Here is a 13,924-nt window from a genome sequence, read left to right on the forward strand (position 1 = left end):
GTCGTAGGGTAGTCATAGGGTAGTCGAAGGGTAGTAATAGGGTGCTAATAGCGTTTATCGAAAAAACGGCCTTTTTCTCTAAAAATGGCAGGGCCGCTGCTATCCTTAGATAGAAATCGTGCTTCAGACATTGTAGCTTAGCCTTTTGAAGATCCATGTAAAACAACTTGTGTGAAAGATTACCAACGTATTTTGTTTCCCTATGCCTACAACATCCTCGGTTCATCCGAAGATGCCAAAGATGCAATCCAGGATGTGATGGTGAAATACATGACTGCCCCGCCAAAGGAGATTGCCGATGAAAAGAATTACCTCATCAGGGGTGTCATCAACCAGTCTATCAACATCCGGAAAAAGAAACAACGCATAGCTGGCGATCCCCACTGGCTACCCGAGCCCATCGCCACCGAAAAAGCCGACACCGGCATCAATCGCGATGAGATCATTTCCTATTCCATGATGGTATTGCTGGAGCACCTCAATCCCAAAGAACGCGCCGCCTTTATACTCAAAGAAGCCTTTGATTATTCCCATGAAGATATTGCCCAGGCACTTTCTATTACCGTTGAGAATTCCCGCAAACTCCTCAGCCGGGCAAAGAACAAATTGACCGTACCCGTCAAACCAATGGATGAAATATCCCTCAATGCCAATGCCTACATGGAAAACTACATGGCCGTCATCAAAAGTGGTGATGTAAAATCCCTGGAAAAACTGCTGGCCGAAGACGTTGCTGTTTCTACTGATGGCGGCGGAAAGATCAGAATTGTGAGCCCATTCACCCAGGGCTTGCACGAGGCTGCTAAACTCATGCTCTATGTATTCCAGACCTACCAACAAAAAAATACAATTAAGCCGTCTGTTGTTAACCATCAGCCAGCCCTCTTGTTTTATGACGGCGACACACTGGTCAACTGTCAGATCTTTGATTTGGAGCCTGTTACGGGCAAAATAATACGCATCTATTCCATGGTAGATCCTGATAAATTAAAAAATATCAAACTGCACTAATAGTCTTGTCACGTTTTACAACGCTGAGGTGTTTTATGCTTACAATTCACGATTAAAAACACACCATTATGATCAGCGTAAAAGTAACTTACACCGTAAAACCAGGTTTTGCAGCTACCAACAAGCACAACATTCAGCAGTTTATGAAGGATTTCAAAACCCTGGGCAATGATTTCCGCTATACCGTTTTTGAGGGAGCAGATGGTAAAACCTTTACACACCTGTCACAGTACAAGAATGAAATGATCCAGAAAAAGCTGTTGGAAACACCCTCCTTCAAATCATTCCAACAACAAAGGGATGATAGTGGTCTTGAGAGGCAGCCGCAGATTGAGTTCCTTACAACTGTAGGGTCATCACATGATATCTTTTAAGATACCAGGCACAAGCGAACGGCCGCCATAACATGTATTAATTAACCTCATCCGCTGCCTAAAACCCCAGCCTAAACACATGCTGCCCGTCCTCATACCGGTAGCTTATTTCCCAGTCATTCAGCAGGCAGATCTGCTGTACAATGGCCAGGCCCAGGCCGGTGGATTGAATGTTTTTAGAACTTTTCCGGAACCTGTCAAACAGGAATTCTGAAGGGAAATCCAGCGGTTCGCCTGTATTGGCCAATATCAGTTGATGAGGCCATAACGTAATATTCAACATGCCGTCCTGACCCGAATAGCGGAGCGCATTCGAAAACAGGTTTGAAACCAGCACGTCACACAAATAAGGATCAGAAAGGATCGTAGCCTTTGTCAGGCGTGTGTTGATCGTAATATGCTTGGCCGCAAACAAATCTTCCATCATGAGCAGGTGTTGCTCTATTACTTCCTGCAAGGCAATACTTTGCTTCCCTTCAAATGCCTGGTTATCCAGTTTGGCCAGCAACAGCAAACTCTTGTTCATTTTGTTAAGCCGTTCCACGCCGCTTTTAGCCTCCACAATATGCCTGGCCATTTCTTCACTTACATCCAGTTGGCTCAGCCTGTCCAGTTTGGATTGTATAATACCCAGCGGTGTTTGCATCTCATGCGAAGCATTTTCTGTAAACTCCCGCAGCGCCATGTATTCCCGGTGACTTCTGTCCGTAAGGTCTCTTAAGGCTGCCTGCAATTCCTTGAATTCTGTAATGGGTGAACTTTGTAGTTGAAGTGGGGCGGGGGAGCTTACCGTATACTTCTTTAAGTTTTCAAGGTTCAGGAAGAAGGGTCTCCATATCTTCCTGTTGGAGAAATAATTGATCAGTACACCCGAGGCAGCCAGCAAGAGTATGGCCGCCAGCAGCAGGTAAAAGATCGTCTTGTAATAACTGCCCCAGCCAATATACGTGGTCATTACCTTGATATGGTAATTGTCGCTGCCAATCCTTTTTACCAGGTCAAGATAGTGGTAATCTTCTTTTTTGTGCTGTACCAGGTCATAAAGTAGCGTATCCCCATAGATGGGTGGCGTTTCAACGAGGTCCATTGTTTTGGTAACCTGGGCAAAGGGGTAGCCGGTCGACTGCCCCGTAGCCACTTGTTCACCCACCAGCGCTGCCTGGAAGGCCAGTTGCTCATTCATTTCGTCCGTTACTTCCTTTTGCAACAGCAGGTACATGCCAATGCCCGTGACCAGCAATATGATAATCGTAGCTGAAAGAAAGTCCCGGGTAGTACGGTGTAGCAGCTTCATGACAACATGAATTTATAGCCCATGCCATACACCGTTTTAATATAATCTGTACCCGTAAAAGCCGTGATCTTTTTGCGCAGGTTCATGGTATGTACATACACCGTATCATAATTGTCGGCCATATCATAGTGGTCCCCCCATAAGTGCTCGGCAATAGATTGCTTGCTCACCACCCGGTTCTTATTCACAATAAAATAAAGCAGTAATTCGTACTCCTTCTTAGTGAGCCCAATGATATCATTCTTCCAGCGCACTTCCTGCGCAGCTGTATCCACTACCAGGTCGTCAATTAAAATGCGGTTATGGCCGCTGAAAGATTTCCTTCTCAGTAGCGCATTTACACGTGCATTCAACTCTTCCAGGTGAAAAGGTTTTGTAATATAATCGTCCGCACCCAGTTCCAGCCCCGTCAGTTTATCCGTGAGCGAGTCTTTGGCCGATACAATAAGCACACCTGCCTCCTTGTGTTGCTTCTTCAGGAGTTCCAGCAATTTCAGTCCATTGCCGCCGGGTAGTGTAATGTCCAGCACAATCGCATCGTATTCATGCAGCGTGATCTTGTCTTCCCCTTCTTCAAAATTCGTTGCTTTTTCACAACGGTATCCCTGCTCCGTGAGGTAGCTTTCCATTTCTTCCAATAGGAGAGGTTCGTCTTCTACCAATAATAGTTTCATATGCTCAACGTATGAGAATGATGGTTCCTGTTACGATCAATAAGGCGCCGGCAATGGTTTTCCAGTCCACCGTCTCTTTCAGCAGCAATACCGACAGGCCGATAGCAATTGGAACACTTAACTTGTCAATAGGCGCTACTTTCGATACCGGCCCCGTTTCCAGCGCCTTGAAATAAAAGATCCAGGAAAGCCCCGTGGCCACGCCACTCAGCACCAAAAATAACAAGTTATTACGGGACAGGCTTTTTACTTCCTTCAACTGACCGGCTGCCAGTACGATACCCCAGGAAATAAATACAATGACCACCGTACGGATAGCCGTGGCCAGGTTGCCGCTGATCCCCTTGAGGCCCATCTTGGCCAGGATGGCCGTCAGCCCGGCAAAAAGCGCCGATAAAAGTGCATAGTATTTCCACATACCGATAATGCTTTATTTAACAATACTCCAAGGTCTATAGGATGCTCAACAATACTACCAATAAAAGCCCAACTTCAGATCATCGTAAACGGCCTTAATGGAGCAAATCAAGCTGTGAAACCTAAAGAAACTTTGAAGCGGCAGGCACCCAGCCAGGGTCATTTTCCGCAAATACAGCGCCCCGTTCCCATTTGTATGTAACCTTTCAGGCAAAATGTAATTGCCAGATTTTGTGGCCCAAACGCTTAAAAACCGGTACATTTTTTAACACTTATTGGCTTTATCTTTGACCGGCCCTGCCTTACAGCGGCCCGACCTTCCCCCACACAATAAAATTTATCAGGAGTCCCGTATAGGGGATTCCCTCAATTTGCCGTTTTCTTTAAAATTCCTACAGAATTGCCAGGTAGGTTTGCTTTAACCCATTACAGAAACTGCCCTAATCAACAGATTGAATGTACAATAAGATCTTCCGTAACAGGTTTTCCTTCATTTGGGTCATTATCGGTTTATACGTTATTCTATCTACCATTACCCGGATAGCACTTTTATTGGCTACCACCTCAGCGGGTATAACCATTGGCCAGTTTTCAGGATTGTTCTCTATTGGCTTCCTGTACGACCTCGCCATCGCTTCCTTCCTCATTATTCCTTTTGTACTGCACCTGTGGTTGCAGAATAACCTTATTTACCAGAAAAAGATGCTCCCATGGGTAAGCCTGTTCTTTATAGGCCTGCTCTCACTCTTGCTGTTCACCAATATAGTACCTAAAGACTTCAGTCCCCAGTTGCATACCGCTATCATAGCTTATATAGCTTTCCGGTTTGCCATTTATTTACTCCTGTTTTTCGTCCCCAACTTTCGGACACGCTGGCGTACAGGCGTCTTGTACTTCGGCCTGGGCCTGGTTACTTTTTTGTTGCTGTTAAATGCGGTGAGTGAATGGTTTTTCTGGCAGGAGTTTTCTTCCCGCTACAATTTTATTGCGGTCGATTACCTGGTGTATACCACTGAAGTATTGGGTAATATTAACGAATCTTACCCCATTGCCTGGATCATGACCGCGCTGATAATTACTGCCATTGCCATCGTTTTTATGAGCAGAAGCCTGGTCAGGACCTGCGTTAACCAGTCATTAACTTTTGGCAAACGGTCCTTGCTGGCGATATGCCTGCTGATCTTACCAGTCATTGCCTATTTAGCAGTACCCGAAAAATGGCGTCATTTCAGCCGGAATGAATATGCCAATTCACTGGCGGGTAATGGCATCTATGAATTTGCCATCGCTTACACCCAAAACGAACTTGACTTTTACCAGTTTTATAAAACCCTGCCGGACGAATCAGCCTTTAAACTGCTGAAGCAACAGCTCCAGTTACCCAATACACGTTTTGTTAGTGATGATCCTTTCAATATTGAAAGAGAGGTGGTCTATGCCGAACCGGAAAGGAAGCTCAATGTGGTATTGATCAGTGTGGAAAGCCTGAGCGCCGATTTCATGAAGGCCTTTGGAAATACCAATACCATTACACCCTACCTCGACTCCCTGGCAGCGCACACCCTGTTTTTCACCAATCTCTATGCCTCCGGTACCAGAACCGTGCGGGGTCTCGAAGCCCTGTCACTTTCTATACCGCCTACGCCCGGCCAAAGCATCGTAAAGCGGCCCGACAATGGTGGCCTCTTTTCCCTGGGCAGTGTTTTACGTTCCAAAGGTTATATCACCCAATACATTTATGGAGGATATAGCTATTTTGACAATATGAAAACCTTCTTTGGCAACAATGGGTATACCGTCATAGACCGATCGGCCATCAAACCCCAGGATGTGCATTACCAGAATATTTGGGGTGTAGCCGATGAAGACCTGTTTTCCCTGGCCTTGCATACCCTTGATTCCAATGACGCGACCCACAAGCCTTTCTTTTCACAGATCATGACCGTTTCCAATCACCGGCCATATACCTACCCTGATGGTCGCATCGATATTCCTCCTTCCACCCAGTCAAGAGAAGGTGCTGTAAAATATACCGACTATGCGATCAATAAGTTCCTGAAAGAAGCCTCCACCAGGAAATGGTTTGATAGCACCGTATTTGTAATTGTGGCAGACCACTGCGCTGGTAGCGCAGGCAGCGTAGAACTACCCGTAACTGGTTACCATATACCCATGTTGATCTATGCACCCAAAATACTACAACCCCGGGCTGTAGATGCTTTAACGGCACAAATTGATGTAGCCCCTACCATACTCGGTATGCTGAGGTTCCAATACAGATCGAAGTTCTTTGGACAGGATGTATTGAATACCCCTGCCGAAAAGCAAAGGGCCTTCATTAGCACCTATCAGGGCCTGGGTTATTTAAGAAATGGCAGGCTCGTCTTGCAATCTCCTGTGAAGACCGTCCGCCAATTCAAACCTGATTTTGCAACGGGTAATGCCAGCACCGTTAACCTCGATGATAGCCTCGTTAATCAGGCAATTGCCTATTACCAATGCGCCAGTTGGTTGCTGAAAAATAAAAAGCAATCAGAATAATTTGAGGAACGGATTATGGATACCAGGGCCCTGCTGAATGAAATAAAAGTACATGTGGAAGAGCTGTTCAGGGAACATCAACAACCCTGGCTATTGTACCACAACCTTGCCCACACTCAGAAGGTAGTACATCATACCGAGGTCATTGCTACCCGCTACCTGCTTAATGATCGCAAATATTTTATTGTAGTGGCTGCCGCCTGGTTTCATGATACCGGCCATTTGCTGGGCGAATTAGCATTACATGAAGAAGTAGGTGTACGACTGATGCAGGAGTTCCTGACTTCCAAAAACATGGATCAGCCCACCCTGGATGATATCACAAAATGTATACTGGCCACCAAAATGCCTGTTCATCCTGCATCGGTGGAGGAGCAGATACTGTGCGATGCAGATACCTGGCATGTGGGTACAGAGGACTTCTGGATAAAAGATGAACTCGTATGGCTTGAAATGGAATCGAGGCTGCATAAGCATTTTGATAACAGGGTTGCCCTTTCCCTGCATTTCATGGAAGCTCATACTTTTTTTACCCCTTATTGCCAGCAATTACTCAATGAAGGCAAAACGCGGAACATCCGGCAATTAAAGAAGATGCTGGAAAAGTAAGACTCCTGCAAACTACGCTGCTTTAAAATTTCTGTAGAATCAATAGCTACCTTAGCCTTCATCAGCCGGTGCTACTGCTTTGTTATTATTTGATCAGCCATCTCTAATCCCTTAAAACACTAGTAATGATCAAGTTATTCCCGGGTTTTCTGGCCGTAATGCTCCTGATGGTATTCACCGTATCAGCTCAATCTTTCGATACCACCGGTATACCACGCTCATCCCTTAGTGATAGTCTTCGGGTCGTTAACATTAATAGCCCCGTTGCCGTAAAAAAGGCTTTCCCTGTAGGTATGCTCCTCATTCCAGCCACCCTTATTACTTATGGAATTACTTCCGTTGGAAATAAAGAACTTAAATCCATTAATAAAGAGATCAGGGAAGAGATTTGGGAGGAGCAGCCCCACAAACTGATACACATCGACAACTATTTACAATGGGCTCCGGCTGCTGCCGTATATGGCTTAAATGCTTTGGGTATCAAAGGCGAACATAACTTAAGAGACCGCACCATTATTTACGGCCTTTCCACAGCAATAATGGGTACCACCGTATATGCTACCAAAAGCTTCAGTAAACAATGGCGCCCCGATGAATCCGACAGGTCTTCTTTCCCTTCGGGCCATACAGCTACTGCTTTTGCAGCGGCAGAATTCCTGCGCAAAGAATATTGGAAAGTATCGCCCTGGTATGGGGTGGCCGGGTATGCTGTGGCTGCCACCACTGGTTATTTACGAATGTACAACAACAAGCACTGGCTGAGCGATGTGGTCGCCGGCGCCGGAATAGGCATCCTTTCCACCGACCTTGCCTATTATCTATATCCCACCGTTAAAAGATTATTCGTAAAAGAAAAGAAAGGAGCCACCATGGCTGCTCCTTTTTATCAACAGGGCGTTGTAGGACTGTCATTGGTGCATTCATTCTAATGCTATTACGCATCTACAAATTCCCAGGCACTTTGCCAGGCATTCCTTTCCTCGGCATACGTAATGAAATCAGCATAAAAAGGCAGCTGTGAAAGTGTAGCACTGTCGCCGATCACTACCAGTTTCTTCCGGGCCCTCGTCATGGCTACATTCATGCGCCGTATGTCCGAAAGGAAGCCGATCTTATTTTCTGTATTGCTGCGCGTCATACCAATGTATACTATATCCCGCTCCTGTCCCTGGAAACTGTCAATCGTATTGACAGAGATCTTTCCATTGTATACCTGCAGGGCAGGGGAGTGTATCAGTTGCTCCTTTAATAGTTCTACCTGCTGTTTGTAGGGCGAGATCACAGCAATGCTGGGGAAACCGGCGGGCTGGTAATGCGCCGACAGGGTTGTTACCAGTTGCGTGAGGTGCTTGAACAGAAAAGCAGCTTCTTCCGGATTGGTGGTACTTGTGCCATCCTGCTTTTCATCGAAGCCACAGCCTGCCGTGTCTACAAAAGCCAGCGGCTTGTCTGTGTCAAACAGCACATGACTGGCTACCGATTCATGCGCCTTCAACCGGTTGTGGTAAAATACCCCCGAAGAATAACCCATGATCATTTCATTCATCCGGTATTGTTCTTCCAATAATACCACTGCTTCCGGATGCAGTTTCACCGCTTTTTCCAGTAAGGTATTGGTCAAACCCTTCTGGGCCGCTTCATTTGATTTTACCGTGGGAGGCAGCTGACAATGGTCCCCTGCCAGTACTAATTTCTGTCCCTTCAATATAGGTATCCAGCAGGCTGGTTCCAATGCCTGTCCTGCTTCATCGATCACTACTGTTTTGTATTTGAGGTGACGTACCGTGTAATGATTGGCCCCCACCAGCGTAGCCGTGATCACCTGGGCGCGGGTAAGCAGGTCATTTACAATGTACTGTTCTGTGTTTTCTACCTCTTTCATGATCTTGTGCGCTTCATCGAAGAGCGCCTTGCGTTGATCCCTTTCCGCTTTGCCAAAGTTGCGCTTGTACTTATGCGCCATATCCTTGAACGAGGAAGCCTGCTTTTTCAGCCGCTTTACCTCTTTCATATGCGGATGCTCAGCCACCTTACTGTCCAGCGTGAGTTGCATGAGTTTGTCCGACACACGGGCCGGGTTGCCCACCCGCAGCACATTGAGCCCTTCATCGGCCAGCTTTTCCGTGAGCAGGTCCACAGCCGCATTGCTGGGCGCCACCACCAGTATCTGCTGCGGCTCATCTTTGATCAGTGCTTTGATGGCCTGTACCAGTGTAGTGGTTTTACCCGTACCGGGAGGGCCATGTACAATGGCCAGTTCGTTTGCTGCTACGATCTTATGTACTGCTTCCTGTTGCGAGGCATTCAACCGGTTAATAGAGTAAGGGTAATGATCAGTGCGGAACGTAGGTGCCTGTCCGCCCGCGAGTATTTGTATCAAACGCCCTTCTTCCTTTTTCTCGCTGCGCGTAATGGCCAGCTTAAGAGCATTTTGCATTTCATCGTAGCTGTTGTCATCAAACAACAGGTCGATACCCAGTTTCCCGTCACGCGCCCAGTCGGGCAGCTCATCGGTGCGCAAGGTGATCTTGAGTTTATTGCCACCCTGGTAGGTGATCACCCCTTCTACACGGTCTTGTTTGGCATTGTGATTCGAAAACAGCGCTGCCGAGGCCCCGAAGCGCAATTGGTGTACAACATCCTGGTTAGTAGTTCGTTCTACTTCTACCGAAAGGTAGTCGCCCCGGCTCATTTCCGTATCCCGTATGGCGATGGGATACCAGGTCAGTCCATAGGCCCTGCGTTCCGTTACCGATAGGTTTTCTGCTTGTTGCTGATACAGTCTCTTGTCCTCTTCCTTCTCTATTTTCAGTAGCTCCTGTAGCTTTTTGAAATATTCCATGCCGCAAAGGTAATTATAGCCGGTTAATTGTTGGGCCTTCCCACAGTCCTAAAGGAATTGTTAAACCTGGGTTGACAAACAATATTGGTGACCGTCCCACGCTTCTAGCCTGCAAGACCACACTTTGCATGAAAGCTGTTATTAATTGCCTGGTATTATTATTTTTTAGCCACCAACTCGTGGCCCAGCCCGATAGTGCTGATCGTCAGTTTATTCATAGTCAAATAAGGAAGTATCAAAGACATGGAACTATTTATTATGCTGACCGTCCTCTGGAGGGCGTGCTTAAATTACATGTAAAAGAGTTATCAAAGCCCGTTATTAAAAGCATCATTGGTTTTCATAGTACCGATAGTATCGTACTAACCGCAGCAGAAAGGAGATTTTTGATCAGGCAACTGAAAAGATCCCTCACTACAGCATTGAATGATAACTTATTCCCCATTTCCAAAAGGATAGCTGTAGATGATATTAGTGCATTTGTAAGTGCCAGGAACAGGAAAATAATCGATTCATTGAGAGCAATGGGTGCTGCCGCCAGGGATAGCTTTTTTATAAGTAATTCTATACATGAGGCCTTTTTCTTTACTATGCCTATCTATATAAGAGATAGATCAATATTCTTGCACTTTTTCATGTGGAATACAATAAGCGGTGGAGCAGTTAACTTGTCATTTTACAGGAAGGAAAACGATAAATGGGTGAAATGGATAGAGGTAAGCGGAGGCGATTTCTAATAAAAACAAAAAAACCCTTCCCGCATGACCGGGAAGGGCCGTGAAAAACCACAATTAACCTCTATGAAAAGTATCAGCCTGGGAAAATAGTTTATGGCATGTTGGTAAAGAAGGATACATCACCCAGCATATCTACCTGCAGTATGATCGCTTTGTTGTCCTTTTGAAGTTCTACAAAGTAGTTATCTGCGTCGTCAAACTGGTGGCCGTACAGCAGCATATCAGTTTCATTGTCTTCGTTGTCGTCGAACATGATCACTTTCTGAACGCTGTAATCTTTGTATTTTTTGTTGATGGTGCTTTGTGCGGATGCTGGCAGATCGGTGAATGCTTTTACTTCAGTAGTTCCTACCAACTGGTTATTATAATCGTAAAAAGCCGTCATCGTATGGTCATCTTTTGTAAACGTAGCTTCATCAAAATAGTTGGTTCTCTTCCATTCCACATTGGTCACATTATCAAAATCCGCGGCAAACTGCTGTTTTGCCTGGTAACTTGCTTGCTTGCCTTCCAATTTGCGAAGCGCCTTCCTTTCTTCTCTCTTTTCCTTTTTTATGGATGCTTCTTCCTTATTGGTCTCTTTCATATCTTTTTTAACAGTAGCATAATCTGCAGATGCCTGGGCAAAGGTTGCTGTAGTAAGCAGGATGGCCATGGTGGCGATAATTAATGTTTTCATCTTTTTAATATTTTAATGGTTGTCATTTTTAATGCTGGTATAAAGCTACACCCTGTAAGATCTGCCATAAACAGGTAGTCGGCCAATAGGCCGAAACGATCGTTGACAAGGCGCGAAAAAGAGATTGATTATAAAGTAGTATAAAAATGGCGGGCTTCTTTCAGGGCGGGAATGCAAACATGCTGCACAGCCATGATATTATTCCAAAGAGTATCTTCATCGGTATCTTCCTGTTCGAGGATATCCAGGTAAGGCTGCAATTTCTCGGTAAGGCCCATTACAGATACCGATGTTTTCATGTTGTGGGCTATCACCCGTATCATGATGAAGTCTTTTCTTCTAAAGGCAAGCTCCAGGCTCTTCAGGTCTTCCGGTATCATCTCCAGGAATTGCTCCGTTACCGTTTTTTCATAATCCCTGTTGCCATTGCTCACCTCCTGCATATAACCCAGGTCAATATGCCGGTAAGTGCCTGCCGTAGGCTGATAGATCAGTTTCTTTTCCGGGGCCACCAATTGGTGATTACCGGCAAACTTGATGAGCAGCCTGTATAACTCTTCTTCGTGAATGGGTTTCGAGATATATTCATTCATGCCGGCACTTAAGCATTTTTCCCTTTCTCCGGCCAATGCATGGGCCGTCATGGCAATGATCGGTGTCTTCAATTGTAGCGTGTGTCTTATTTGTGCCGTGGCCGTATAGCCATCCATGCCGGGCATTTGAATATCCATCAGTATCAGGTCGTAGCGTTTGCCCTGTAACTGTTCGATAGCTTCTTTTCCATTGGTAGCCAGGTCAAACTGTAATCCCCAATAACCAAGCAAATGCTTCATTAATTGCTGGTTGATCTCATTGTCTTCTACTACCAGTATCTGCACATGTTCGGGCACCGTGCTTTTTAACAGCGTTGTATTCCACCTGTTATTGTTGTTGATCACCTCATTGGTTATTTTATAAGGGATCGTCAGCCGGAAGATGCTGCCTTTATCTGGTTCACTCGTCACCTCTATAGACCCGCCTTGCAACTCTACCAGGTCTTTTACGATCGAAAGTCCCAGCCCTGTGCCTCCGTATTTGCGGGTGATCGAATCTTCAGCCTGCCGGAAACGTTCAAAAATGCCGGGCAGCTTATCATTATCAATGCCGATGCCCGTATCACTTACCGTAATGCCCAGGGATATTATATTGTCTTTAATGCCGGCATTGTTGATGATCACTTCGATGCTTCCCTTTTGAGTGAATTTAGCTGCATTGCCAATCAGGTTTACCAGCACCTGCGTAAGCCGTGTAGCATCACCATTGAGGGTGTCGGGAACAGCTTCTTCTACTTCTGTAACGAAGTGCAGCCCTTTCTCTTTTATTTTTTCCAGGAACATCGTCTCTACCGAGTAGAGCAGCTCCCGTATGCTGAATGGGGTAGGCTCAATACGCATCATGCCTGCCTCTATCTTGGAAAGGTCAAGTATATCATTGATGATGGTAAGCAGGCTGTCGCCCGACCTTTGTATCGCCTGCACATATCCCTTGGACACCGTATCCAGCTCGCGCTTTTGTAACAAATTGGTGAACCCTACGATCGCATTCATCGGCGTGCGTATTTCATGACTCATATTGGCCATGAAGTTTTCCTTGATCCTGGCTGCTTCCCGTACTTTCTTCTCGGAGGTGTCCAGTTGCGTGATCAACTGGTTTTGCTGACCGATACGATTGATGATGAACCAGAATAAAACAGCGCCGCTGATCAAAACCAATATGATCAGCACCATGCCCGAGGTGCGGGCCTCACTGCCATTTTTATCTACGGCATCAGTCAGTGCCGCCAGCAGTTGTTGACGGCTGCTGTCTATCTTGTGGGCGGTGGCAGCAATGTCCAGCGTTAACTGCCTGTTGGCGGGAGTCGCAAACTCGGCTTCTGCAGCCTGCCTGCCGGTCTTGTGAAAGGTATTTAATACCTGGTGGCTAAGGGCCAGTTTTTGACGAACCAGGGCATCCAGTTGGTCAATGAATTTTACCGAACTGTCATCGTCATTTATCTTTTGCAGCATGCCCAGGTCTTTTTCCACCTCCGCTACCTGCTGTTCGATCCCTTCAATGTTTACGGTGTCGCGCGTGGTGATCGTATGGACCACCCCATTTTCTATCGCATGGATCCCGTTTTCAAGGGCACGCAGTTCGTTGTCCACTTTGAACTCATTCATCAGCCGCTCATTGCCGCTGATGAGGCCATTGATATTTTTGGCAGAATTGTATTGCAGATAGATCAGCAGTAAGTTGCCCGCAATAAAGGCAGCCAGTATATAATAAATGATCTTTTTACTGGTCATTGCTGGTAAATATTATGCTAATGTAGTTTAAAAAAGGTCATGCTCATCCATGTCGGCCCTTATCCGTCGCTCGAAGGAACTGCAGCGCTAATCCGATGAGTAAAAGCGTATCTGCTATAAATAATATGATCAAAAGCATTTTCATGTGTAAAAAAAGAAGGCCCGGGTAGAAACCAGGGCCGTAACCAAAACTAACTGCTTATGAAAAATAGATAAAGAACTTTTGTTTATTTGTTGTAATTGCTGATGTAAAGATGCACCGGAATAGTTGCCTGAAAAAGGCCCGGGCGTCCATTGGGAACAATCAATCGGCGAAAAAGGAAAAACAGTCGTCGGGGTTAATGTCAGCCTTTCAAAGGCTGTTGTCAGGCTGAGCCTGTCGAAGCCGGGTAAAGGGTGGGCGCCTTTCAAAGGCGGCTCAC

The 13,924-nt window shown here is 46.0% G+C and carries 12 protein-coding genes; 6 read left to right on the forward strand and 6 right to left on the reverse strand.

Annotated features, from left to right (window positions below; translation table 11 throughout):
• Positions 1 to 171: 171 nt before the first annotated feature.
• Together D3H65_RS29955 and D3H65_RS29960 are read left to right on the forward strand one after the other, a co-directional pair.
• The gene (locus D3H65_RS29955) at positions 172 to 1,011 is read left to right on the forward strand and encodes a sigma-70 family RNA polymerase sigma factor (protein WP_119053834.1); all 840 of its coding nucleotides are present in this window, start codon (positions 172 to 174) and stop codon (positions 1,009 to 1,011) included.
• 68 nt (positions 1,012 to 1,079) lie between these two features.
• Positions 1,080 to 1,385 (forward strand): hypothetical protein, encoded by a 306-nt coding sequence (locus D3H65_RS29960; RefSeq protein ID WP_119053835.1) that lies wholly within the window; start codon positions 1,080 to 1,082, stop codon positions 1,383 to 1,385.
• A gap of 58 nt (positions 1,386 to 1,443) precedes the next feature.
• Here the strand turns inward: D3H65_RS29960 and D3H65_RS29965 are convergent, their stop codons facing one another.
• Genes D3H65_RS29965 through D3H65_RS29975 form a run of 3 tightly spaced genes read right to left on the reverse strand, consistent with a single transcriptional unit; the run spans position 1,444 to position 3,771 of the window.
• Complete coding sequence (locus D3H65_RS29965; protein ID WP_119053836.1) at positions 1,444 to 2,679, reverse strand: sensor histidine kinase; 1,236 nt, start codon at positions 2,677 to 2,679, stop codon at positions 1,444 to 1,446.
• Positions 2,676 to 3,353, reverse strand: a complete 678-nt coding sequence (locus D3H65_RS29970; protein ID WP_119053837.1) for a response regulator transcription factor — start codon at positions 3,351 to 3,353, stop codon at positions 2,676 to 2,678. The genes D3H65_RS29965 and D3H65_RS29970 overlap by 4 nt, the downstream gene beginning before the upstream one ends.
• A 4-nt stretch (positions 3,354 to 3,357) precedes the next feature.
• Entirely contained in the window at positions 3,358 to 3,771 is a 414-nt protein-coding gene (locus D3H65_RS29975) for an EamA family transporter (RefSeq protein ID WP_119053838.1), read from the reverse strand.
• Positions 3,772 to 4,226: 455 nt separating this feature from the next.
• Between D3H65_RS29975 and D3H65_RS29980 the strand changes: the two genes are divergently transcribed.
• The 3 genes from D3H65_RS29980 (at position 4,227) to D3H65_RS29990 (ending at position 7,849) form a co-directional block, all read left to right on the forward strand.
• Complete coding sequence (locus D3H65_RS29980; RefSeq protein WP_119053839.1) at positions 4,227 to 6,311, forward strand: LTA synthase family protein; 2,085 nt, start codon at positions 4,227 to 4,229, stop codon at positions 6,309 to 6,311.
• Between the two features lie 15 nt (positions 6,312 to 6,326).
• Positions 6,327 to 6,920, forward strand: a complete 594-nt coding sequence (locus tag D3H65_RS29985) for an HD domain-containing protein (protein WP_119053840.1) — start codon at positions 6,327 to 6,329, stop codon at positions 6,918 to 6,920.
• 125 nt (positions 6,921 to 7,045) lie between these two features.
• A complete protein-coding gene (locus D3H65_RS29990; RefSeq protein ID WP_245999622.1) occupies positions 7,046 to 7,849 on the forward strand; it encodes a phosphatase PAP2 family protein in 804 nt (267 codons plus the stop codon).
• A 5-nt stretch (positions 7,850 to 7,854) separates the two neighbouring features.
• On the opposite strand, the gene D3H65_RS29995 is transcribed toward D3H65_RS29990, so the two are convergent.
• The gene (locus tag D3H65_RS29995) at positions 7,855 to 9,762 is read right to left on the reverse strand and encodes an AAA domain-containing protein (RefSeq protein ID WP_119053841.1); all 1,908 of its coding nucleotides are present in this window, start codon (positions 9,760 to 9,762) and stop codon (positions 7,855 to 7,857) included.
• 128 nt (positions 9,763 to 9,890) lie between these two features.
• Here D3H65_RS29995 and D3H65_RS30000 point away from each other — a divergent pair, with 128 nt between their 5' ends.
• Positions 9,891 to 10,499, forward strand: a complete 609-nt coding sequence (locus D3H65_RS30000; protein ID WP_119053842.1) for a hypothetical protein — start codon at positions 9,891 to 9,893, stop codon at positions 10,497 to 10,499.
• A gap of 91 nt (positions 10,500 to 10,590) precedes the next feature.
• Here D3H65_RS30000 and D3H65_RS30005 read toward each other — a convergent pair whose 3' ends face one another.
• Entirely contained in the window at positions 10,591 to 11,178 is a 588-nt protein-coding gene (locus D3H65_RS30005) for a hypothetical protein (protein WP_119053843.1), read from the reverse strand.
• Positions 11,179 to 11,306: 128 nt separating this feature from the next.
• Positions 11,307 to 13,502, reverse strand: coding sequence for a response regulator (locus tag D3H65_RS30010; protein ID WP_119053844.1), 2,196 nt, complete (start codon positions 13,500 to 13,502; stop codon positions 11,307 to 11,309).
• Between the last annotated feature and the right edge of the window lie 422 nt (positions 13,503 to 13,924).

Origin of the sequence: Paraflavitalea soli, from assembly GCF_003555545.1 — a bacterium.
Classification (GTDB): Bacteria; Bacteroidota; Bacteroidia; order Chitinophagales; family Chitinophagaceae; genus Paraflavitalea; species Paraflavitalea soli.

Coding starts and splice junctions, on each gene's coding strand:
- D3H65_RS29980 (WP_119053839.1), top strand. CDS start 4,227: ATGTACAATAAGATCTTCCGTAACAGGTTTTCCTTCATTTGGGTCATT.
- D3H65_RS29970 (WP_119053837.1), bottom strand. CDS start 3,353: ATGAAACTATTATTGGTAGAAGACGAACCTCTCCTATTGGAAGAAATG.
- D3H65_RS29975 (WP_119053838.1), bottom strand. CDS start 3,771: ATGTGGAAATACTATGCACTTTTATCGGCGCTTTTTGCCGGGCTGACG.
- D3H65_RS29995 (WP_119053841.1), bottom strand. CDS start 9,762: ATGGAATATTTCAAAAAGCTACAGGAGCTACTGAAAATAGAGAAGGAA.
- D3H65_RS30005 (WP_119053843.1), bottom strand. CDS start 11,178: ATGAAAACATTAATTATCGCCACCATGGCCATCCTGCTTACTACAGCA.
- D3H65_RS29990 (WP_245999622.1), top strand. CDS start 7,046: ATGATCAAGTTATTCCCGGGTTTTCTGGCCGTAATGCTCCTGATGGTA.
- D3H65_RS29965 (WP_119053836.1), bottom strand. CDS start 2,679: ATGAAGCTGCTACACCGTACTACCCGGGACTTTCTTTCAGCTACGATT.
- D3H65_RS30000 (WP_119053842.1), top strand. CDS start 9,891: ATGAAAGCTGTTATTAATTGCCTGGTATTATTATTTTTTAGCCACCAA.
- D3H65_RS29985 (WP_119053840.1), top strand. CDS start 6,327: ATGGATACCAGGGCCCTGCTGAATGAAATAAAAGTACATGTGGAAGAG.
- D3H65_RS30010 (WP_119053844.1), bottom strand. CDS start 13,502: ATGACCAGTAAAAAGATCATTTATTATATACTGGCTGCCTTTATTGCG.
- D3H65_RS29960 (WP_119053835.1), top strand. CDS start 1,080: ATGATCAGCGTAAAAGTAACTTACACCGTAAAACCAGGTTTTGCAGCT.